This window comes from Bacillus sp. 3103sda1 (assembly GCF_024159135.1).
Taxonomy (GTDB): domain Bacteria; phylum Bacillota; class Bacilli; order Bacillales; family Bacillaceae_G; genus Bacillus_A; species Bacillus_A rhizoplanae.
Genome location: NZ_JAMYWS010000001.1, coordinates 1,009,669 through 1,032,817 on the forward strand (window position 1 = coordinate 1,009,669; position 23,149 = coordinate 1,032,817).

The 23,149-nt window shown below is 36.3% G+C and carries 22 protein-coding genes and 2 pseudogenes; 17 read left to right on the forward strand and 7 right to left on the reverse strand.

The genetic code is table 11. The annotated features are described in order from the left end of the window. Positions 1-155 precede the first annotated feature (155 nt). The gene (locus tag NKR74_RS05085) at positions 156-491 is read right to left on the reverse strand and encodes a hypothetical protein (protein WP_253628844.1); all 336 of its coding nucleotides are present in this window, start codon (positions 489-491) and stop codon (positions 156-158) included. Between the two features lie 1,051 nt (positions 492-1,542). On the opposite strand from NKR74_RS05085, the gene NKR74_RS05090 reads away from it, so the two are divergent. From NKR74_RS05090 to NKR74_RS05150, 13 genes are all read left to right on the forward strand, one after another. Next, complete coding sequence (locus NKR74_RS05090) at positions 1,543-1,935, forward strand: hypothetical protein (protein ID WP_253628845.1); 393 nt, start codon at positions 1,543-1,545, stop codon at positions 1,933-1,935. Positions 1,936-2,296: 361 nt separating this feature from the next. Next, the gene (locus NKR74_RS05095; RefSeq protein ID WP_253628846.1) at positions 2,297-4,198 is read left to right on the forward strand and encodes a hypothetical protein; all 1,902 of its coding nucleotides are present in this window, start codon (positions 2,297-2,299) and stop codon (positions 4,196-4,198) included. A gap of 218 nt (positions 4,199-4,416) precedes the next feature. Further along, positions 4,417-4,719: a hypothetical protein gene (locus NKR74_RS05100; protein ID WP_253628847.1), complete on the forward strand. Its 303-nt coding sequence runs from the start codon at positions 4,417-4,419 to the stop codon at positions 4,717-4,719. 197 nt (positions 4,720-4,916) lie between these two features. Next, on the forward strand, positions 4,917-5,381 hold the full coding sequence (locus NKR74_RS05105; protein ID WP_098305959.1) for a hypothetical protein: 465 nt from the start codon (positions 4,917-4,919) through the stop codon (positions 5,379-5,381). Between the two features lie 264 nt (positions 5,382-5,645). Further along, positions 5,646-7,097 (forward strand): RNA-guided endonuclease InsQ/TnpB family protein, encoded by a 1,452-nt coding sequence (locus NKR74_RS05110; protein ID WP_253628848.1) that lies wholly within the window; start codon positions 5,646-5,648, stop codon positions 7,095-7,097. Positions 7,098-7,420: 323 nt separating this feature from the next. Then, positions 7,421-7,870 (forward strand): DUF2690 domain-containing protein, encoded by a 450-nt coding sequence (locus tag NKR74_RS05115; protein ID WP_253628849.1) that lies wholly within the window; start codon positions 7,421-7,423, stop codon positions 7,868-7,870. Between the two features lie 368 nt (positions 7,871-8,238). Continuing rightward, positions 8,239-8,547, forward strand: coding sequence for a YrdB family protein (locus NKR74_RS05120; protein WP_253631084.1), 309 nt, complete (start codon positions 8,239-8,241; stop codon positions 8,545-8,547). Positions 8,548-8,793: 246 nt separating this feature from the next. Next, a complete protein-coding gene (locus tag NKR74_RS05125) occupies positions 8,794-9,258 on the forward strand; it encodes a GNAT family N-acetyltransferase (RefSeq protein WP_253628850.1) in 465 nt (154 codons plus the stop codon). A gap of 48 nt (positions 9,259-9,306) precedes the next feature. Continuing rightward, positions 9,307-9,864: a P-loop NTPase family protein gene (locus tag NKR74_RS05130; RefSeq protein WP_253628851.1), complete on the forward strand. Its 558-nt coding sequence runs from the start codon at positions 9,307-9,309 to the stop codon at positions 9,862-9,864. 196 nt (positions 9,865-10,060) lie between these two features. Next, positions 10,061-11,125, forward strand: a complete 1,065-nt coding sequence (locus NKR74_RS05135) for a GH25 family lysozyme (protein WP_253628852.1) — start codon at positions 10,061-10,063, stop codon at positions 11,123-11,125. A gap of 200 nt (positions 11,126-11,325) precedes the next feature. Further along, positions 11,326-11,679 (forward strand): shikimate kinase, encoded by a 354-nt coding sequence (locus NKR74_RS05140; protein WP_375337648.1) that lies wholly within the window; start codon positions 11,326-11,328, stop codon positions 11,677-11,679. A gap of 59 nt (positions 11,680-11,738) precedes the next feature. Beyond that, a complete protein-coding gene (locus tag NKR74_RS05145; protein ID WP_253628853.1) occupies positions 11,739-12,503 on the forward strand; it encodes an SDR family NAD(P)-dependent oxidoreductase in 765 nt (254 codons plus the stop codon). 43 nt (positions 12,504-12,546) lie between these two features. Next, positions 12,547-12,852 (forward strand): ArsR/SmtB family transcription factor, encoded by a 306-nt coding sequence (locus NKR74_RS05150; RefSeq protein WP_253628854.1) that lies wholly within the window; start codon positions 12,547-12,549, stop codon positions 12,850-12,852. A 164-nt stretch (positions 12,853-13,016) separates the two neighbouring features. Here the strand turns inward: NKR74_RS05150 and gntP are convergent, their stop codons facing one another. From gntP to gntR, 3 genes are all read right to left on the reverse strand, one after another. Beyond that, positions 13,017-14,363: a gluconate permease GntP gene (gene gntP, locus NKR74_RS05155; RefSeq protein ID WP_253628855.1), complete on the reverse strand. Its 1,347-nt coding sequence runs from the start codon at positions 14,361-14,363 to the stop codon at positions 13,017-13,019. Between the two features lie 115 nt (positions 14,364-14,478). Next, positions 14,479-16,014: a gluconokinase gene (gntK, locus tag NKR74_RS05160; RefSeq protein WP_253628856.1), complete on the reverse strand. Its 1,536-nt coding sequence runs from the start codon at positions 16,012-16,014 to the stop codon at positions 14,479-14,481. Next, positions 16,007-16,738: a gluconate operon transcriptional repressor GntR gene (gene gntR, locus NKR74_RS05165; protein ID WP_253628857.1), complete on the reverse strand. Its 732-nt coding sequence runs from the start codon at positions 16,736-16,738 to the stop codon at positions 16,007-16,009. The genes gntK and gntR overlap by 8 nt, the downstream gene beginning before the upstream one ends. Before the next feature lie 270 nt (positions 16,739-17,008). Here gntR and NKR74_RS05170 point away from each other — a divergent pair, with 270 nt between their 5' ends. Next, positions 17,009-17,566 carry a cysteine hydrolase family protein gene (locus NKR74_RS05170; RefSeq protein ID WP_253628858.1) on the forward strand — a complete coding sequence of 186 codons (558 nt, stop codon included), beginning with the start codon at positions 17,009-17,011 and terminating at the stop codon, positions 17,564-17,566. 450 nt (positions 17,567-18,016) lie between these two features. Here NKR74_RS05170 and NKR74_RS05180 read toward each other — a convergent pair. Continuing rightward, positions 18,017-18,142 (reverse strand): annotated as a pseudogene (locus tag NKR74_RS05180) (DDE-type integrase/transposase/recombinase); the annotation flags it as partial. A gap of 88 nt (positions 18,143-18,230) precedes the next feature. Then, positions 18,231-19,121: a 3-hydroxyacyl-CoA dehydrogenase gene (locus tag NKR74_RS05185; protein WP_253628859.1), complete on the reverse strand. Its 891-nt coding sequence runs from the start codon at positions 19,119-19,121 to the stop codon at positions 18,231-18,233. A 170-nt stretch (positions 19,122-19,291) separates the two neighbouring features. On the opposite strand from NKR74_RS05185, the gene NKR74_RS05190 reads away from it, so the two are divergent. Together NKR74_RS05190 and NKR74_RS05195 are read left to right on the forward strand one after the other, a co-directional pair. Beyond that, on the forward strand, positions 19,292-19,477 hold the full coding sequence (locus NKR74_RS05190) for a LysR family transcriptional regulator (protein ID WP_375337649.1): 186 nt from the start codon (positions 19,292-19,294) through the stop codon (positions 19,475-19,477). Between the two features lie 94 nt (positions 19,478-19,571). Next, a pseudogene (locus NKR74_RS05195) lies at positions 19,572-19,673 on the forward strand (cysteine hydrolase); the annotation flags it as partial. A 462-nt stretch (positions 19,674-20,135) separates the two neighbouring features. On the opposite strand, the gene NKR74_RS05200 reads toward NKR74_RS05195, so the two are convergent. After that, positions 20,136-21,701 (reverse strand): MIR domain-containing protein, encoded by a 1,566-nt coding sequence (locus NKR74_RS05200; RefSeq protein ID WP_253628860.1) that lies wholly within the window; start codon positions 21,699-21,701, stop codon positions 20,136-20,138. Positions 21,702-21,904: 203 nt separating this feature from the next. On the opposite strand from NKR74_RS05200, the gene NKR74_RS05205 reads away from it, so the two are divergent. Beyond that, positions 21,905-22,990: a hypothetical protein gene (locus NKR74_RS05205; RefSeq protein WP_253628861.1), complete on the forward strand. Its 1,086-nt coding sequence runs from the start codon at positions 21,905-21,907 to the stop codon at positions 22,988-22,990. Positions 22,991-23,149: the final 159 nt, after the last annotated feature.

Consider the following 23,149-nt stretch of genomic DNA (forward strand, 5'->3'; position numbering starts at 1 on the left):
TCTTTTGCCGTGTCAAAACCCTTTAACCCTTCTCATAAAGGAACAAAATTTATTCTGTTCTTTTATAAGAAGGTCAGTAAGCGTTGCCCTATTAATCACATGCACTAGTAAACAAGGAAAATGTGAGTTTGTAATGTTAATACCATATTACACAGTTAATCCTTCTTCTTTTTAAATGTACAACGTTCGTCACCATCTCCTCCTCCTAATATATCAAGTGTGGTTTCATGTAAAGTTCCTGTTATATGGAACGTATTTAGATTAAACGTATATACATTATCGGTATTTTTTTCGTATTTTCCCCCTATTGTTACGTTTTCATCTAAATCTACAAGTTGAACGGTCCCTTCTTTTGTGAAAGTTAGTTCTGTATCACGATATGGGCAATCCTTTACCGGTACCCATGTACCTACAATTTTATCAGAACCACATGCAGATAAAATTGATAACGGGATAATCGCGCATAGTAATCCTTTGACTAATTTTTTCATGCTTATTCCTCCTTTTCATTAAACACTTCCATATTTCATAGATAATAAAAGATTATTTTGTTTATGTTTCCTAATAATTAAGAATCAAGTGTGGTTTTGAAATAAAGTTGGATTATAATCCTGTAAAACAATTATAATCGGGCATGTAAAAATTCCTTTTTAGTTTGCAAATCAACAAAGACTAATACATTTTACATAGATTATTACGCACTAATAATTGTCATTATTCATCTGTCTTACTAGTTTTTTGAATCTGAAGCAGTCCAAAAAAACATTAACCATGTTCTGTAGTTGAATACGATTGTCAACAAAATGCTGTAAATTAAATCCATTAAGAAGAGCTATTCCTGCTGTTGCTAAAGTTCTAGCATCTAATGGACGTCCTATGATGCCTTTGTCCTCCATCTCCTGAAAAAATGTGTAAGGAATGACCTCCATTCCTCCATCTGAAGGATAAGCCTTTCTTTTATCTGAGGTAATTCATTAGAAAGCACTTTTAGAGTAACTAGCATGTTTTACACTCTGATTAACACTTGTTCTAGAGTAGCTCCGTTTAGAAAATAATTTTTCCCCTGATTGCATTAATATGTTAATTATGTTTGTTGATTGTTTCTGATAAAAATTCAACACGAAATTATTTTTATATAATTTCATATATTTACATTATTTTGAATAAATTTCTGGTATATAACAAATTAACAAGTACTGACTAGTCGGTACTTGTTAATTTGTTAAATCAATAAAAAGCAAAAGGCCTCTGAAAGAAGTACTTTGTTTATTTTTTATCTGTAACTTTAATTAAAAGGAAAAGGGGGACAACATTGTTTCAGTTGGAAATATGTGAAACTGTAATCGTTTGTTCGTTTTTACTAGCAACATATCTCTATCCAAATAATAAATGTGAATGGGAATTTATATGAAGAGAGTGCTATTCTTAATGCCCTTTTTATTTTTGACTGCTTGTGTTGGGGAATATCCTGATGATCTAAATAATAATACAAACAAAGCACATGAATATTAATATAAACAAATTAAAAGGGAGGGTTCTTTTATGTTTATAAAACAAACGCTAAAAATAACAACATTAACGAGTATCCTACTGGGAACAACTTTCATTATTTCAGCTTGTTCGTCAGATAAAAATGAATTAGCCGGTACTCATTGGGAGAATCATGAGTGGGAGAGTGATTGCAGAGGAAGCGTTACTTTCTCAGATGATGGAAAGACTGGCAAGTTAGAATTTGTACGATGGGATGACAAGGAAAATGGAGAAGTAAGAGATAATGCGAATTTTACAGTTGATAAAAAAGATAATCAGTATGAATTCACACTGAAACATAATGATGAAAAAGCAATTGTAAATGCTAAAATTATTGATGGTATTCTTCAAGTTGGTACGAAAGATCTGGTTTGTGAATATAAGGAAACTGTAAAAACGGACTAAATGGTAGTGAGCTTCAAAAACATTTTTTTGATAGAGGAAGCTAAACAATAATAAACCGCACTGTTGCTTTAAAACTTTAACAAAAGTATCCTTGATACAAAATGATTTAGCAGATGTATCAAAAAAGGTGTACTTGTTCTTTAGTTACAACCATAATTTAAGCCGATTAAGAATTATCTTAATAAAAGTGTATCCTCAATCAGGAAATTGACGTATTTACAAGATAAGAGGATACGGCAACGATTCATTCCTTCTCATGTCATATACAGTGTGACTCTTACTAGCGGTTCCGCAGCAGATATTACCTTCTTAACGGAAGGAAAGATTCATAACTTTATTTATAGAGGAGACTGTAAATAAAATGTTTAAAAGAAATATCTGTTATTTGTTATTAATCCTAGTGATGCTTACTACTTGTATTGTCCCCGCCATTTTAGAATCGTCTATGGTTCATGCAGCAACAAATCAAAAACAGGTTAATGGTATTGAATATGTGAATAAAAAATTGGGATTCTCACTAATAATCCCAAAATCTTGGGAAGGAAATTATGAAATCGAAGAAGATAATAATTTAGTAAGATTTGTGTTTACGTATGAAGGTAAAAAAAATGATGATATCCCTCCTTTGTTTACTATTAAATACGACAGCAAGAAAGAAGAAGGGTGGAACGAGGGGATAAGATGGGTGAGTGAGCTTGGTACTAAAAATAACATGGGTTATTACTGCTACTATGATGCTCTACATCTTTATCGAGATAGTATTCCACCTGGAGAAGAACAAGATACTGTCTTAAATATGCTTGGTCAAATACCCGAGGTTTTTGATAGTTTCAAAATGTTGGAGACAAATGAAACTGGAGCAAGAGGAGATACAGCAGGAGAAGTGAAACCAAAAGAGCAAGGAAAAAATGGAGGAACAGCAGAAGAAGAAACAAATCAAGAAACGGCCAATGGGATTAAATATATTAATGGAGAATTAGGATTTGAGCTAACGCTTCCAAAGTTTTGGAAAAATCATTATATTGTTAAAGAAAATGATAGTGGTGGTGTAACCTTTAAATTTAAGTTCGATGGGAAAGTATATGATGATATCTATTTGTTTAACATCTATGTAGAGAATAGGGAATACTCCGAGGAAGAACAGGAAACGATGGGGGATATTGGTGTTCTTGATGTTAAGAATGGTAAAACCTATCTAATAACTGAAAACCTTGCAATGGGTTATTATAACAACTATGATGAGTATTTTGCATCTGTACCTAAAGAAGGTAGAGATGTGATTAAAGCTATGAGCAAACAAAAAAAGATCCTCAATTTCAATGTATTGGAGGGATCTACAGCGGAGAAAGTTGAAGCTAAAGTGGATGATGAAATTCCAAAAAATTACGATTACTATCTGCAGCCCACAAAAGTTTTACTTGATACCGTAAGCTTACGTGTTATTAAAACTCCAATTGATAATATTCGAACTGAAGTTATTAGGAAACCTGTAAGTGAAACGAACTATATTGGAATAAACGGAGGATATTATAATCCATCATATGATCCAGTAAAGTATGATCCATCAAATGATGATTATGTTTATAAGCCTTGCTCAATGACTTATTATAATCCTAGAGGATTAACTGATGGATCAACTGATGGATATGATTTTAATGGTTGCTCTGGCAAACACCTTTCTCGACCAACTTTCGTTACTTATTACGATAAGGATTTGAAAAAAACAAAAGCAGAGATTATTGATGCTAAAAGCATAGATGAAATAAAAAATCACTTTGAAAATCTGGATAAGAATGATCATCAGCATCATTCTAATCAAGTTATAATAAATGCTATTGGTGGGAAAGGTTTTGATCCTGAGCATATCGGACTTTACCCAATTACTTGGGAGGATTTTAGCAGCTGGGAAAGTTTTAAACAAAAATTTACACTAGAATACTTTAATAATCAGATGCAATTTTCATTCCCTCTTCCAGTTAGAAGAACAGTGTTAGGTTTCCAGGAAGAAGATGGAACCATTTATGCGTATTTAATGATTACGCTTGAAGGGGTGTCGATTAAGGGTATGGAAACTCGTCTTAAGGAATTAGGTTTTGATAAAAACAATATTATTCTTTTAGATGGATCGGGATCGAGCTCAATGAGAGTATATGATAAAAAAATTAATGATTGGGTTGTTGATATTGGTACAGAACCTTCGTTTTCTAATAGTATTCCAAATGCAAACAGATACGCATACAACATGATTAGATTAATCGAGTAAATCATAGATAAATAGTACCTTTACGTCATGATAAGCTTCTCCTACAAAAAAGCTGAGATTAAATTCTTGGCTTTTTATTTTTTGATAAAATGGCGCCGAAATTGACATATACACGAATCACATATGATATTTTTTTGCAAAGTACACGTGTACAAACAGCTTGTCCCTTTTGCGCATAGTATGATAGTACATTATGCATGAAAGGATGTGATATTTTTTTGATAATTGAAATGATTAATGAATCGACAGGATTTTTAACAGGACTTCTACTTAGCTTCTTTTTTTTTACAATCCTTGTTGTTGTAGCCGGAATCACAGTGAAAAATTGGAGATTATTCCTTAAGTGGATGAACTTGTTAATCGTATATCATGCTCTTTTTTATGTGGGCGTTCGACCGTTTATTTATAAGACGAAGTTTCCACCTGTTGAGCAAATCATTTGGGGATTTGCAGCTGTATATCTTCTCATTAATGCTGTCATTCTATTTATTAAGTCACTGGAACACCGTAAAAAAGATTGATATAAAGTGAAACTTCCATCAGTGGGGGCTTCATCCCCCACATAGCTTCTTCGTTTTCTCTGCATCTTGAGGTGGGGATCTTACTGCCCGTTAGTGCGGGATAAATTCATTTAAATAGCGAAACAAATGGAACAGAACGCAAATTCTTTTCTTCAAATGTACAAAAGAGCAACTTTATTTTAGATAAGGAGTGATAAATGATAAGACGCTTTAATGCATGGCTTGGTGACAAACTGGCCCTATGGTTTTCTACAATGGCTTGCTTTTATATCATTTTTGGGCTTGTAATTGTGCCGCTTTTCTTTCAGCATCCAAATACTCTTGTGGAATGGGTAGAGTACGTAGTACAGACGATCTTTCAAGGCATTGCCTTACCTGTCATCGGATATGTGGCAAGGATTGCCGGGGAAAAAGATGAAAAGGTCATAGGTGAAACTCATGATACGGTGATGGAGGAATTGGCTCTAGTAAAGGAAGAATTAGCACTAGCACGAGAACAGTACGATACTTTACAAAAGGTTGAAAAGATTATAAGTGAGACTCATGGTACAGTGATGGAGGAATTGACTTTAGTAAAGGAAGAATTGGAAATGGCACGAGAACAGCACGTTGTTTTACAAAAAGTCATAGACGAATTACAACAACATTTGAAAGAAAAATAGACTTTAACGATCCCACAACGCGGGTCGTTTTTTTGTGATAGATATACATTGAAATGGAAAGAAAATAAAAATCATAATCTATAAAGTTTCACTTTATCGGAAAATTGGCAAGAAAACTCCATCTTCAAAACATGCAGGGCATAGCCCAGTTTAAGGTGGAGATGAATTGCCATTGCATTTGTAAAAATATTTTTGTAACATTGCGAATGTATGTTCTTTTTGGCTGTTTTGTAGTATCATGAAGAAAAGAAGGAGGTGAAAATCATGACGAAAGAAAAAGAATATATAACCTATCAAATATGGATCAAGAAAGGTCATAAATTGCACGCCTACTTCATGGAAATGTGTCAAAATGCAAAAAATCTCTACAATACAACAAACTTCTATATTCGCCAAGTGTATACAGCCTTACGTACAGAGCGACCATTACAGCCACTTCAACAAGAAGTCCTTCATACATTACAAGCACATATTGAAATCATGAATGAAAATCAACTTCATGCATACCAAAAACGCGTGCAAAAACAGAAAGAAAAACCTGTTAAAGAACAAAAAGAAATGAAATGTAACTTGTTTACATTCCCGACAAAAGAGAAATCGTTCCTATCGTATCATTTCTTAGATTGCTTGTTTAAAACAATGAAACAACAAGATTATATGAATTTGCCAGCGCAAACGAATCAAGCGGTCATGAAAAAACTCTATCAAAACTGGAAATCATTCTTCGCTTCCATCAAGGCATACCAAAAGCATCCTTCCACTTTTACTGGCAGACCTCGCATTCCAAAGTATATCAAATCTTCTATGACAGAAGTTGTATTCACCAATCAAGTGTGTAAACTCCAAGAGAAGTATATTCGTTTTCCAAAAACAAGCATAAAATTAAATATTGGTAAATTGTTTGGGTATATCGAAAATCTCAAAGAAGTACGCGTTTCCCCTGCTTATGGAAAGTTTAAGGTGGAAATTGTGACAGAACAGTCCGAACCAGCACCTGAGGATGTTGACAACAACCGTTATATGAGTATGGACTTAGGAATCAATAACATTGCAACTATCATAACGAATACAGGGGCTACTCCTGTGTTAGTAAAGGGCAATGTCATCAAAAGCATCAATCAATACTACAACAAGAAAAAGGCTTATTTCACGGGTATTCTTCGTCATGGAAAAGAATCAAAAGAAGGACCACACACATCAAAGCGTCTAGAGAGGCTTCATGAAAAACGATTTCTCAAAATAAAAGACCTTTTCCATAAAATTAGTTATCATATTGTTCAGTTCGCGATTCAACATGAGATTTCTATGATTGTGATTGGGAAAAATACATCATGGAAACAAAACAGTGAGATGGGAAAACGACAGAATCAATCTTTTTGCCATATCCCACACAATCTACTCATTGAAATGATCACCTATAAGGCAAAACGAAGAGGTATTACTGTACAAGTCGTGGAAGAATCGTATACAAGCAAGGCATCCTTTCTAGACAATGATGATATCCCCACTTACGGTGAGGAAGACATTCCTGAGTTCAGTGGAAAACGGATCACGCGTGGCTTGTATCGCACGAGAGAGAATAAACTGCTGAACGCAGATGTGAATGGTTCCTATAACATCTTAAAAAAAGCAGTTCCAAAGGCATTTGCCGATGGAATAGAGGGGTTGTGCCATCAGGCAGCTGTGTCAACTCCACTCGTGTTAAACATCTCTTGAAGGTGATACACGAGAAACCCCCACTTCAAGATCCGAAGGAGATAAGTGGCGGGAGTTTTCATAATCAAAAGAAAACGTTGTTGACGAAGAACTGGGATATATCAAAAAGACATGTTTTTCAAAGGAGTGTTCTTTAATGTTTATAAAATCTTGTAATAAGAAGCATAAGATGGCCGTTTTGGTCAACTTATGCTTCTTTTAGTTTACGGCCGGCTTATGCTTGTAACCTTGAATGTAAATATTAAAAATAATGTTTATTTTCAAATTTTTCCATGTTAGGATAGTTATGTATTTTAAAACCATTTTAAAAGGGGGATTAAGAAATGAAAGCTCTTAAGAAATGGGCAACAATGATTGGTGCTGTGACAATGTTAGTTTCTATATTTTCTTTTGCAGTACCAGCACCCAAAGTAGCAGCCGCAGTTACTAATGGATCAGACCCGATTGCTACAGGATGTGCTAGAGATGCAAAAACAGTAGGCTACAGTCAGTATAGTAGTGCTGCAATTGAACTTCGCTATAGTCCTAGTTGTAGAAGTACTTGGGCTAAATTAACCCTTGGTGGTGATCCAGCAATAAAAGAAGGAAGTGCAATAATTACACGAAATGATGGCGTAAAATATTCATGTTATGCTAAAAAATCACTAGGACAAACATCTTGTTATACTAGACAGGTTAATGATGCATATTATGTTGCACGTGCTACTGCTAATGTTCTCGTTGTATATGGTGGTGGTGGTTCTTATGTACCTTTAGCTACTCGTTGGTATTAATTCTTTAGTTCAATTCTAAATTGAATATATTGAGAGCGTGTTTTGAAAAAAGATTGATTAAAACACGCTCTTTCTTTTTGCTCGTTTATCAAGGTTATTAGTATTAATTTGATCAAACATTATACCAAAGCTACAATAGTCCTTGTGTCCGGAAGTCTATAAAAACCTTTAGCAATATCCATTCCCGTTTTATCAATGGCTACTCACGGACAGCTTATGGGCTAATAATTAATTCACGGTCAACTTATGCTTCTAGTTTCGTTAAAAAATTAGATAATCACCTACAAAAAACAACTGTTTTTTTGGCCAACTTATGTTTCCAACTGTGGCCAACTTATAGGTAAAGTGACAAATCTGTAAATTTAGCTATTCGCTTTCTTCTAGAGTTATGTGCCCTTGCATCACTAGGTTATTGGGGATCTCAAGTCGGGAAAAGTGTGTATACAAAATTTGTTTTTGGTATTGGCTCACCACTACTTTTTGCGATATTATGGGGGACTTTCATTGCACCTAAAGCATCGTTGAAACTGCCAGAACCGTACAGGTTTCTTCTGGAATTCGTAATCTTCGGAGTTACCTCATCCGCTCTGTATTTTGTTGATAAACCAATCTTAGCTATTATTCTTGGAATGGTATTTATAATTAACCGCATTTTACTCATTATTTGGAAACAATAATTAGAAATATCAACTAGTTCAGCGCAAGTAATAGGTTGATGCCACGCATTACTTCTCGTTTTTTTTATAAGAAAATCAACAGTTAAATTTAACAGAGCTATTTAATTAACGGAGCAGGGTAATGGAATAAGAGGTTGTTAGATTGATAAGTATCTCTTATATGTATCATAAAGTTTCGGATCATTTTACCGGAATAAAAGATATTGTACGATGAAATTAAGTATGAAGTGAAAGGAAATGATGCCAATGTTTACGTTTCGGCTTGTCGATGTAGAAAAGGATAAACAGACTATTATTAGATTTTTTACAGATACAGGTGAAGGAGAAGAATTAGAGTTTAATGAGAATGAATATATAAAGTATGCGAGGCAGAAACAATTGAATTTTCCTGAGGGATTCGTTTTATTGGAACGTGATCAACATGCAGTTGGAGAGTTAGTGCTTCGGTATGATAACTATGAAGGGCGAGAGATTGGTTATGTAAGTTTTGTATATGTAATTCCCGAGGGCCGCGGGAAGGGATATAGTCATAAGCTTTTTCAATATGTGGAGGATCAATTTAAAAAACGTAATTTGCTTGAATATCATCTCCGCGTTGCGCAGTCCAATTTGAGAGCTATTAAATTCTATGAAAAACAAGGACTCGAAATAATAGGGGGAGAGCGAAATTCTTACAATCAGCGTTGTTGGAGAATGGGGAAAAAGATGTAGATAGGCAAAGAAAATGTATATATAGAAATTCATAAAGCGGTGGTCGTATTGAAACGGAAACTTCCTAATAAAATTCATATCATAGGTTCTGTTGGAAGCGGGAAAACAACTTTAGCAAGAACGTTATCTTCGGAGTTACAGATTCCATATTACGAGCTAGATAACGTTGTGTGGAGAAGGTCTGAAAATGGAGATATAAGAAATACGCCTGAAGAAAGAGATAAGCAACTTCATCATATTGTTAGTTCAAATGCTTGGATTGTTGAAGGCGCTCATCATAAATGGGTATCTCAAAGTTTTCAACATGCAGATATGATCATATTTTTAGATGTAGCGCTTTCGAAAAGGATGTATAGAATAATAAAACGGTTTATTTTGCAATTATTAAGCCTTGAAAAGGCGAACTATAAACCTACTTTCAAAATGTTTCTGAAGATGTTTAAGTGGACGAACGACTTTGAAAGGGAGAGTAGAGCTGAAATTTTGTATATGTTGAGTCAGTATAACGATAAATTTTTTGTTCTAAAAGATAACGGAGAAGATGATATGTCACATGCCCATCAACTTAAGAAAAGTAAATACCTCCAAAACGAAAAAATGAGCTGACTTCTCAAAATAATGAACTGTAGAGAAAGAAAATTTTCATTTAGGGGGTACTTCAAAACCTTAGCTTGATGGACATGCGGTCACCCCCTATATTATTTTAAATGACAATAGTAGAATTTTTATAGATGCCTTAACTGATTGAGAATATAAATTAATATTACACAAGATTAAATAAACGATTTAGGAGTGTTATATCATGTCATTTGGAATTGATGTCAGTCACCATAATGGGACAATTGATTGGAATCAAGTAAAGAATGATCGTAACCAAGTAAACTTTATGTTTGCAAAAGTAACAGAGGGTTCTGAGCAAGGTACAAATTATGTAGATCCAACCTTTCAATACAATATAAATGGTGCTAATAATGTTGGCATACTTACAGGAGCTTACCACTTTTTTCGAGCAATCTCTGTTAATGATGCGAAACAAGAGGCTGCTTTCTTTATTCGAAATTTAAAGAGTGTAACATTAACTGCACCTGTATTTGTGGATGTAGAAGTCAATGATGGGAATTTAGATCCAAATACATTAACAGATGCTGTCAGTGCGTTTTTAACGGAATTAAAAAATGCGGGATATACAAATAACGGAGTTTATAGCAATCTATATTTCTTTGAAAATAGTCTAAACCCTTCGCGTTTACAAAATACGTTATTGTGGATTGCGCGTTATAATCAAAGAAGTGCAGGAATTAATTGTGATATCTGGCAATACACAGAGAGTGGAAAAGTACAAGGTATTAATGGGAATGTCGATTGTAATATATCCTATATAGATTTGAATATCAGTAATAATAATAGAACCAGTAGCACCTATATAGATTTGGGTACCAGTAATAATAATGGAATTAGTAGCACCTATATAGGAATTGCTACAATCACAGGTGATAATGTGAATGTAAGGGACCAACCTTCCATGAATGGCAATGTGATTGGGAAATTACATCATAATGAGTCGTATAAAGTATTTTACGAACAAAATGGATGGTTAAACTTAGGGGGAAATCAATTTATTTATTACGACCCTAGTTATATTTGTTACTGTAACTATATAGGGATTGCTACAATCACAGGTGATAATGTGAACTTAAGGGATCAACCTTCTATGAATGGCAATGTGATTGGAAAATTACATCATAATGAGTCGTATAAAGTATTTTACGAACAAAATGGATGGTTAAACTTAGGGGGAAATCAATTCATTTACTATGACCCTAGCTATATAGATTATAAATTACTTTCTATATGTTCTGATTGTTAAACAATGGACAAACTTAAAAGAGTATACGCTACTTTTGTTAAAAGCGCTATCCTTTTAGTAGACTCATTGAAAAGGATGGCGTTTTTATGGATATTTCACTAACAGAACAGTTGCAACTCTTACACTATCATTTATTCCCACAAATCCTTCAAAGACTGGAAAAGATGTAGCTAGGCAATTGGATTATAGGAAAAGAAAATGTGTATATAGAAATTCATAAAACGGTGATCGTATTGAAAAGGAAAAATCCTAATAAAGTTCACATCATCGGCTCTGTCGGCAGCGGGAAGACAACTTTAGCAAGAACATTATCTTCTAAGCTAAACATTCCATATTACGAGCTAGATAACGTTGTGTGGAGAAGGTCTGAAAATGGAGATATAAGAAGTACGCCTGAAGAAAGGGATGAGCAGCTTCATTATATTGTTGGTTCAAATGCTTGGATTGTTGAAGGTGCTCATCATACATGGGTAGCTCGAATCTTTCAATATACGGATATAATCATATACACCTTTGAATATTTGACACAGAGAATATTTTGTATTTATTATTAGTGTGTAATTTTAAATGTTTAAGTGTTTAAACGTTTGGAAGTATTAAGGAGTGAGGAAATATGAATAAAACAGCATTGATAACAGGGGCTACAAGCGGTTTAGGTTATGAGTTTGTAAAACTGTTTGCGAATGATGGATATAATCTGATTTTAGTTGCACGGAACAGTGAAAAGTTAGAAGAAATCAAGAAATCTATCAGGAACGTAGAAGTTACTGTTATTTCACAAGACTTAAGCCTACCTGGTGCAGTGAAAGAAATTTACGAAGAAGTTGAAAAACGAGGAATGGAAGTTGATGTTTTAGTTAATAACGCCGGTATTGGATTATTTGGTAAATTTGATGAAATAGATATTCAAAAACAATTAAACATGATTCACTTAAATGTAAATGCATTGACAGAATTGACGTATTACTTCCTACCAAAAATGAAGCAACGGAACAGTGGTAAGATTTTGAACATAGCAAGTACTGCAGCCTTTCAACCGGGACCACTAATGGCTGTGTATTATGCGACGAAGGCTTATGTACTTTCATTGTCAGAAGCGCTTATTGAAGAGCTATCAAATACTAAGATTACCATTACATCTCTATGTCCAGGTCCTACTAAAACAAATTTCTTTTCGAATGCAAATGCTGAGAAATCGCTACTATCTTCAGTGGCGATGCCTTCTGATATTGTTGCTAAAAAAGGGTATAATGCATTGATGAAAGGAAAACGTACAATTGTTACGGGAGCATTAAATAAGATTGGTGCTTTTTCGGTAAGGTTTGTTCCAAGAAGTGTAGCTGCAAAACTAGCCAAATATGTTACAGAAGAAAAATAGTTTTTTGTTTAACTTGGACTTTCAGAAAAGGAAGGATGCTAACATGATTCAAACAGCTAGTGATGTTTTTCGGAGTTGTATACCGTTATTTAATGCTTTAAGTGATCCAGTGAGGCAAGATATTATTTTGCTGCTGGCAGAAAGGCAACCGCTTAGTGTAAATGAAATTGCTGAGCAGTCAAATTTATCACGTCCCGCAATTTCTCATCATTTGAAAATTATGCGTGACAATCATTTAGTAAGTATAGACCAAAAAGGCACACAGCGCTATTATTCACTTTCTTTACAGCAAGGTGTCGAGCAATTGAAACAGTTGGTGAAAACTGTTGAGAAAGAATGTTCTCTTTAAAGATGGATTTCACGACCTCTATTAAATGCAGTATGGTAAACCGTATCATAAGTACATGAGGTTTTTTATGACGTAAAAAATACTCATATCTTTGGAACCCTTTTTCTTAGATAAATAGACAGTAAAACCCCCACTTAAGTGGGGGTTTTACTGTCTAGAAAGATCTAAACAAATAAGCTGAGTAATAACGTAAATCCTAATCCCGATACGGAAATAATAGTCTCAAGTAAGGTCCATGTTGCAAATGTTTCTTTCATGCTTAAACCAAAATATTCTTTGAACATCCAGAAACCAGCATCGTTCACGTGTGAAGCAATTAAACTACCAGCTCCTGTTGCAAGGACAACTAAAGCAAGGTTAACGTCAGAGTGACCTAACATCGGAATCACTAAACCGACAGTTGTTAATGAAGCAACTGTAGCAGACCCTAAGGAAATACGTAAGATGGCAGCGATAATCCATGCAAGTAAGATTGGTGATAATGAAGTTCCTTTGAATAATTCGGCTACATAGTTACCAACACCGCCATCAATTAATACTTGTTTGAAGGCTCCGCCTCCACCAATGATTAATAGCATCATTCCAATATTTGAGATCGCTGTTGTACAAGATTCCATCACGTTTTTGATTGGAATATTTCTTGCCAATCCCATTGTATAGATCGCAACTAATAAGGATATTAACATGGCAGTATCCGCATTCCCAATAAACTGGATCGCTGCTAGTAAACTATTATCTTTAAATCCCATTGTTTTTTGCAACAAAGTAATAATCGTAGCGATTGCCATTAAAATAACAGGTAGTAAAGCGGTAAAAACACTGATTCCAAAACTAGGTGTGTCTTCAAGTTTAAATACTTTCTGTTCACCTAGAGATTTTATATTACCAGTTTTGTTGAATGCTTCAGGTACTAGCTTTTTCGCAATTTTAGTAAATACAGGTCCAGCTAAAATAACTGTTGGAACCGCTATCATAAAACCATAAAGTAATACTTCACCAATGTTTGCATGCAATTCACCAGCAATAGCGGTTGGTCCTGGGTGTGGCGGTAAAAATCCGTGTGTTACAGATAAAGCTGCTGCCATCGGAATACCGAGATACAAGATGGAAACTTTTAATTCTCTTGAAATGGCAAATACAATCGGAATTAATAATACTAATCCTACTTCAAAAAATAATGCAATACCGATAATAAATGAGGCAGTCACGACAGCCCATTGAATGTTCTTTTTACCAAATTTGTTCACAAGAGTCATGGCAATGCGTTGTGCGCCCCCAGAATCTGAGAGCAACTTACCTAACATCGCACCAAGTCCAAAAACGAGTGCTAAATGGCCAAGTGTGCCGCCTAATCCTGCTTCAATGGTTTTAACAATTTTTTCTGGCGGCATTCCAAGTGCTAAAGCAACGCCGAACGATACAATGATTAATGAAATAAATGTATTTAATTTAAAGCGCATTATCAGTAAAAGTAATGCTAAAATCCCAATTGCTACAATGACTAATGGCATCGTAATTTCCCCCTAATATTAGCTGTATTTGTGTTTATCCCCTATTTTTTTGCAGTAATCCCCAACCTCAAATTTCAATGAGAGACGAGGAAGTGGGGGATCACTGATGAAAGTTTTACTTTATTAAATTTCTTTGATAATTAGCAATTCGTGTATAATCTTCTTCTAATGCTCTAGATAAGTTAATAAATATCGGCAGTAATTGTCTGTATTCTTTTGTTGCTTCTTCCTTCGGTGTGTGTTTGTAGGTGCTGCCAACCATTTCGGAAACGATTTCAAAAGAATCAATTTTTCCTGTAGCATAGAGACCTAATATACATGCACCTAGACAGGAGCTTTCGTAGCTTTTGGGAACAACGACTTCAGATGCGAAAATATCGGACATCATTTGTCGCCAAACGTCAGACCTTGCGAAGCCTCCTGTTGCTTGAATACGGGTCACAGGACTGTCCATGCATTCAGTTAATGCTAAAAATACAGTATATAAATTATAAATAACGCCTTCTAAGGCTGCCCGAATCATATGTTCCTTCTTATGTGACATCGTTAAACCGAAGAATGAGCCACGTACATCTGGATTCCATAATGGCGCACGTTCACCTGCGAGGTATGGATGGAATAACAATCCGTCTGCGCCAGGTCTCACGCGTTCAGCAATTTTCGTTAATACATCGTATGGATCAATTCCTAGTCTTTTTGCAGTTTCTACTTCTGATGAAGCAAGTTCATCGCGAATCCAGCGAAGGACCATTCCGCCATTGTTTACCGGTCCACCAATTACCCAATGCTTTTCCGTTAGGGCATAACAGAATATTCTTCCTTTTTTATCCGTTTGCGGCTTGTCGATGATGGTTCGAATAGCACCGCTTGTCCCAATTGTGACCGCAATCTCGCCTTTTCTAATTGCATTCACACCTAGATTAGAAAGCACTCCATCACTGGCACCAATGACAAATGGTGTTTGTGGATCGATACCAATCTTTTTGGCTAAATCCGGATTGCAGTTGCTAAATATCGTAGTGGTTGGTACGAGCTCAGATAATTGAGCAGGTGTTATACCAGCAATTTTTAAAGCTTCTTCATCCCAATCTAGCGTTTGTAGATTCATCATCCCCATGCATGAAGCGAGGGAATGATCGACAACATATTGATCAAAAAATTTCTTAAAGATATATTCTTTGATTCCGATATATTTTTTCGTTTTGGCAGCGATTTCAGGATGGTCATTCACAATCCAAGTAATTTTACTTAATGGTGACATGGGGTGAATAGGTGTTCCTGTTCGTCTATAAACTTCATGTCCATTCAGTTCATCTTTGATTTTATGTCCCCATGCCTCACTGCGATTATCTGCCCAGGTGATACAAGGTGTCAGCGGCTGATCATTTTCATCCATGGCAATGACACTATGCATAGCGCTGCTAAATGAAATAAACGATGGTTTTTTATCTGAATGATGTTTCGTTATATTTGAAATCGCTCGCAAAACAGCCTGAAAAATCTCTTCTGGATCTTGTTCAGCTGTGGAAATATCCGGTGTGCGAAGTGGGTAACCAATATTCTCTGTTTGGATGACTTCGCCTTTTTCAGTGAATAATACTGCTTTGGTACTTGTTGTACCAATATCTATACCTAACATATAGCTACTCATGTTCTTGCTCTACTCCTTTAGATAACATTTGTTGTGACATCCAGAGGTCTTCAACTTTTCCTTGAACATCATCAAAGTTTTGATGTAAGGCCTCAATCATGAGAGCTCGATCTTTTGTTTCGATTGCTTTTATATAAAGCTCATGATTTTTGATAATCCGTTCAAAGTCTTCGTACTTTTCTTTGAAACGGGTACGCATTGATAAAAGGATGAGGCTTTCCATAACAGGCTTTAAATTATTCCAAATCATCAGGATGTGGGAATGCTGAATGGTGCGAATAATCGTTTCATGGAATAAGAGATCTTGATAAGAAAACTCATCAGCATCATGATATTTAATGGCGATTTTCATCATTTCCATAATTTTATTGAGTTCCTTTACTAACTCATTCGTGTCCATCTTCACAAGCCGTTCAAAGATAAACGTTTCTATAAGTAAGCGGACATCATATATTTCTTCGATTTCTTTTTCGGTTAAACCAATGACAACTGCGCCCATTCTTTCTAAGCGAATGATATTTTCAGATGCCAGTACTTTTAATGCTTCACGAACGGGTGACCGACTTACAGAAAAATCGGCAGCTAATTTATTTTCCGATAGAATGGTACCGCTTTCAATTTTACCTGCAATAATACGCATTCTCAGTTCGCTTGCAACACGATCACCAGTAGAAGCTTTTGAAAGCCATTTTTCAGGATAAAGAAATTCCATTGATTCCGTCATAACTTCACCTCATGTTCATCAAGTATACTTGTATACAAGTATTATAACTCGGATTTTTAATTATGCAAGCGCTTTTACTTTTTGTTTCGATTCTTTTCGATAGTAATAAAAGGGAAAAAGTATTCAAATCATACCAGATTGAAAAAAAGGATGTTACGGTTCTACAACGAAATAAGTTTAGAAGATGAAGGGGGGCGATATGATGAACATGAAAATGAAGAACGGTTTGGAGAGCATGTATAAAAATTATAATAAAAGGGAGTTTTTCTATTGAAACAAGCGTTGCTTATTATTGATGTTCAACAAGAATTAGTTGATGGAAATGATAAAAACAAAAGTGTACTGAATAAAGACGTATTATTAGATAACATTAATTTGGTTATTAATAAGGCATTAGAATCACAAGCTTTAATCGTCTTTATAAGGGATATAGATGTTGCTGACGGCAAAGGTCCAGGGTTCCAAATACACCCAAAATTAAAGGTGCCAACCACTGCAAAAATATTTGATAAAGCGGCTACAAATTCGTTTTATGGTACGCCATTAATGGATTTTTTAAAGGACAATGAGATTGAACATCTTGTTATTATGGGATGTAAAACAGAACATTGTATTGACACAGCGGTTAGAACGGCAACGGTGAATCATTTTGATGTTACTTTAGTTGGGGATGGTCATTCGACGACAGATTCTTCAACTTTATCTGCCGAACAGATAATAAGTCATCATAATGAAATACTTCATGGTCATTATAATGTTGACAATTTTTCTGTTGTTCGGACTACTCAAGAAGATTTGTTTCAACCGATTCATAACAATTACCGGTAAATCGCCACCCTTTTAAATTTTCATGACCAAAGCTATTTTACGAAGGGCTTTAAAAAGTTTACCGGTGTTACACAAAAGCAATATAAAAGCGGGCTTGTTAATCGTTGATTTTGAATTCAATGTTCAGCGGAATTGCTTATTGAGAGTAAGCATCCAAATAAGCCGGGAAGCTTTGTCTCACTTCGGGCCAGTTCCTGGGATGATGCTGGAAATAGTATTACTCAAGAGATTATTAAGGTATATGGTCTAGATAAAGGAGAGCTAAACAGCCTCTTTTTCTTTAAAATGAAGGTCTTTTGAAAATTTTAGTTAGTATCTAACAAAGGGAGATTATCTGACAAGATAATCTCCCTTTGTTCTATAAATATAAAAATCTCTAATCTCATTTACTTATGGTACGGTTCACCGTGTTTGATATTAAACTGTTCAATGGCATATAATTATAATTTCTTCTGAATCGACTGTACGATATAAATACATCCATTGACCTTTTACTTTCACATACGTTTCATTAACTCTCCAGGAATCATTGGTTTGCTTGAGATAACGACGGATTCGTTTGTCCAACTCAGGACCACACTAATCACGTCCTTTTTTAGAATACTAGTTAGAATATTACCATTGATGCACATGTTATTTCATTTAATGACAAAAAACGAATTCATTAACTCTTTAAAGACTCTGGTTTCATGAAATTGGGATATGTGTAGAATCCTTCTCCCGTTTCTCTTCCAAGTTTTCCTTTATCGATATACTCAGTTTTCAATAACTTAGCCAATTTTTCAGACTCTTGAATACCTGCTTGTGCTTTTGTATGTGCAATATTATAAGCGGTATTAATTCCTACTATGTCTAAAATGGCAAAAGGACCTAGGGGTGCTCCTGTTGCAACCATCCACGTTTTATCGATTGTTTCTGGATCAGCAACTTCATTTAATAAAAGCATCTGAGCAGCTTCCAAAAAAGGAATTAATAAAGAATTCAAAATATAGCCCGGTTGCTCTTTGTGTAAAGGTAGAGCAACCATTCCAATTGCTTTTGCAAATTCAATCACATCATCAAACACTTTCATATCCGTTCCCGGATGTTTCATGATTTCTGCCGTATTGTTTTTCCAAATTTCATTCGCAAAGTGTAACGCTAAAAACTTTTCTGGTCGGCCTGTCGCTTCCGCAAATTGGCTTGGTAATAAAGTAGAAGAGTTTGTTGCAAAAATTGTCTTTTCAGAAGCTGCTTTCCCTAACTCCTTGTAAAAATCAGTCTTAATTTGAACAACTTCAGGAATTGCTTCAATAACGAGGTCTGCTTCTGAAACTGCTTTTGATAAATCAGAGTTGAAAGAAATGCAATTATAAGCAGCATTGACATCTTCCTCAGTAGCCCCTAAATCTTCTTGATAACGCAGCTTCAAATTCATGATTCTTTCTTTGGCACGGTCTAATGCTTCATTATTAATGTCATATACACATACATTAAATCCTTTGAAAGCAACTTGGTAAGCAATCTGACTTCCTAAAACGCCACCACCAGCAACAGTGATATTTTTGTAGTTCATAACAAGTCCCCCCTTTTTTTAAAAAAGAATAACTTAGTTTTAATAAGGCAGTGTCCATATTCAAGTTATAGACTTATATTTCCTCTTAATTATATAAGTATTTTTATATTTAATAAAAATTAGATATATTAAATAACAATTAAACAGTACTTATAATATAGGAGCAACAAATGAATCTTGCACAATTACAATACATAATTGAAGTTTCAAAATTTGGTTCATTAACAAGGGCGGCACAAAAATCACATATTACATTATTCGCAACAAGTCAATCAATCTCATTATTAGAAAGCGAATTAGGTGTTACATTATTTACTCGTACCCGATGGAAGTTTCACTTTATCGGTTTTTGTTGAATTAGAATTGTTTTCTCAAGAATTACATCGATATATGTCACCACATGCTTTAGAGCATTTAGTTAGAGAAGTAGGATTTGTTCAACGAAGAAGCCATAATGAAATACTTCATGGTCATTACAATGTTGACAATTTTTCTGTTGTTCGGAGTGCTCAAGAAGATTTGTTTCAACCGATTCATAACAATTACCGGTAAATCGCTCCTCTTAACTTAGGAAGATTGGAAAAACATGATTGATCTTCGGCAATCGAGCGCATTACTTGAACAGCCGGGCTGCCATAGCCGGCTGTTTGTTTCTTCGAACGGGTGATTTTGTTCAATATCTAAAATTATCAAAAAGCCGAAAATATGCAAGTTTTTATTCACTTATTGCATATTTTCGGCTTTTTTACATTTAAAAAACATACTGACATAAGCAACAATTTTTAATTGCTAAATACAAAATGAGTATCAAGTTTTCCAATCAGAATAATAAAATGTCCCACTCCATAATCGCGGCTGCACATAAACGAAGGTTGCGATCCTCACCGGTTACGATAGACTTCGAAATACAGAAAAACGCTTTTCGATGTGACTCTGGCACCGCGAGCTCAATAATCGACCGGCTGTGGTTGAAGTTTACGATCAAAGTACGGACGTCTTAAAACCAGGCCACTCTCATCGAATTTCGAGGAGCCACCACCAGTCATTGTCGTCACGGCTACCGAAGCCGGTTACCTCCTGTTGGCCGGCTGTCCAGCGGGGGTCGCTGAACCCGCGGTGGGAGTGGAGCGCATGGTTGGTGTTCAGGTGGACAAGTCGGACTCGTCTCTGCGCATTCCACGGCCCCCCACCATCGACTTCGATCCGCCAGTTATCGTTGCTGTCTCCCTGACCTCCGGATCCGAAGCAGGTCACCTCCTGCTGACGAGTGACAGGGGAAGGGTGTCCGAAGTGGCTGTGTAGGTTGCGTTGCGTGAGCACGTGCTCGAGTCGGATCACATCGCCATGTTGGACTATTTCACCGTTCCTGTGGTTCGATTGCGTACCATCGGGTCCCTTGATCCTCCAGAGGTCATTGTCATCAGCCCCTTTGAAGCAGGTTACCTGCTGCTGACCTGAGCTGCCGCTGTGGCCGTAGTTCAGTGCGTGCGAATGGAGAGTCAGCCCCGTCATGAGATGACTTACCTTAATGGTCTGACCGTATCGGACCATAGCACTGGCCGCCGGCGGATTGGTCGTGAACACGGGCGGAGTCTTCTGCTGATAGTCTACTACGAAAAAGCCTCTCCAGGGGTCGGTGTTCGTGGCGTCAAAGTGGGGATTACCCGGTTCGGAGGACAAAACTACCTCCTGACCTACCGTGTTGTTATCGTACACGAACACTTTCATAATGTCAGCCTTCGAGTGCCACTCATACCCATAGGCTAGAACCTGGTGATTCTTCGACCCGATCTCCCCTAGGCTTGTTGCATCTACCAGCCCGAGGACGACCGGTTGGCCGGTGTCGATGCGCGATCGTAGCTTTGGAAATTCTTCCTCCTTCGTCCAGCGGGTGACTCCCTTTCCTCCAAAGACGGTAGAATGATCTGACGCCAAGGTCCAATTAATATACTTGATGGAGGAAGGCACAACGAAGCTGTCCACAAGTCGACTGTAAATGTAATCCGCAAGCCAGTGTCCATCCGGGGGAACCTCTGCGTTGAACAGGTTCCCGGTGTATTTTGGAACCGGAGTGCCCTTGAGGAAGTAGTCGAGTGCGGCAAAAGCCATTCCGCCGCAGCGTCCCTGTGTTGTCACCTGCCCATAGCCCGGAATGTTAGCCACAGCATTGATGAAATTGTTTCTAAACAAAAAGCCGTGAACCGCCGGATCGAAAGCAAGCTTTCGACTATGGCGCCACGTTCCCGAGTCCCAGAGCGGGTTTCCCTGGTTAGTGTAAATTACCGCGTTCCCATCGTCTTGAAGAATGAGGTATGCTCCGGCGTTCCCCACGGTGCCAGATTGCCAGACCTCCTGGCCATTCGCCTTGTAGACGACAAGGTTGCCATTATCCAGCATGACTGCTTTCTCGGCACCACTACCGTCGGTGCCCGACGCCCAGACAGGGATGTGTTGGCCCTTATGTACTTCGTAAAGTACGAAGTTTCCATCGCCCTGCATGATCAGAAATGCTCGACCATTGTTCGCGGTGATCTGTTGGTTTGTCAGGAGTTCCTGCCCTGGTTGAAGCTGGTTTGCCATCCTTTAATCACTCCATTCTGGAATTTTTTTGTTACCATTTCCAATGGCTACCTCTTAATCTATTCAACAGAAAGTGTCTCAATCACTTCAATTTTCCATGGAGCGACAACAGGTGAAAAATCCTTTAAAATTTTCTTCTAAAAATGAAAGTATGGATTAAATTATGATATATGAGTCATATCATTTTTTAGGAGGAAATAACGATGAGTATGAAAACAATGAACGCTGTATTAGGATCAACACCAGAACATTACAAGAAATTAGGCCTTAAAAAAGGACAAATAGAAAAATGGGAAGACGGTATGCGTACGGATGGAAGTGAAGGGACTTATGAATGGTGGTACTTCGATGCTCATTTGAATGATGGTTCAAAACTGGTGATTGTATTCTTTACAAAACCATATATTGAAAGTAACAAACCACTTACTCCTTTTGTTACTTTTAATCTTGATCTTTCTGATGGACGTACTATTAAAAAAATCTATCAGACTTCGGAGCAAGACTTTTTCGCATCTAACGATCAATGTGAAGTTCGTATTGGACCAAACATCTTCAAAGGTGATTTAAATATTTATCAAATCCATATCGAAATAGAGGATGTCTTAGCTGATATCACGATTAAAGGTGCGGTTCCCTCTTGGAGGCCAGAAACTGGTCATTGGTTCTATGGAAACGGTGAAGAGAAGTATTTTGCCTGGTTACCATCTGTTCCCTATGGAATCGTAGAAGCAGACATAAAAATAGATAATACTATTCAGCATTATACTGGTACTGGATACCACGATCATAACTGGGGGAATACTCCCATGATGGAGCTTATGAATAACTGGTATTGGGCGCGTGCACAAATTGGGGATTATACAGTGATCGCTTCATTTATTACGACTGAACAAAAGTACGGATACGAAGCATTCCCTATTTTCATGCTGGCTAAAGAGAATGAGATTATCGTTGATAACGAAAGAAACGTTCGTTTCACGGCATGTAATAAGTATGTAGACCCTGTTACTGGAAAACCAGTAGCAAACACAACTGTGTACGACTACAAAGATGATATACACCATTACACTATTACATTTGAACGAGAGAAAAATCTTGTAGTCCACAAATTTATAGATGAATTAACAGGTGAAATAAAAGAATCAGCTATACAGTCCGGCTTTGATGGGGCTTATCTGAGATTCACTGGTGATGTTCAGCTAGAGCGATTTGAAGGTGATGAAGTGGTGGAAACACTGAACGAAAAGGCGATATGGGATCTGATGTATTTTGGGAAAGTTCGCCAGTAACTTGTTTTAAATGAAAAGATCCACAGTTTTCTTTTTAACAACTGTGGGTCTTTTTATATTATTCATTAAATGGTAAAGCCTTCAATAATCAGTAAATACCGATGATTACACGTTTTCTAAGTGGTATAGAAGTTGTTTTAGAACTTTCTCCAATAATAT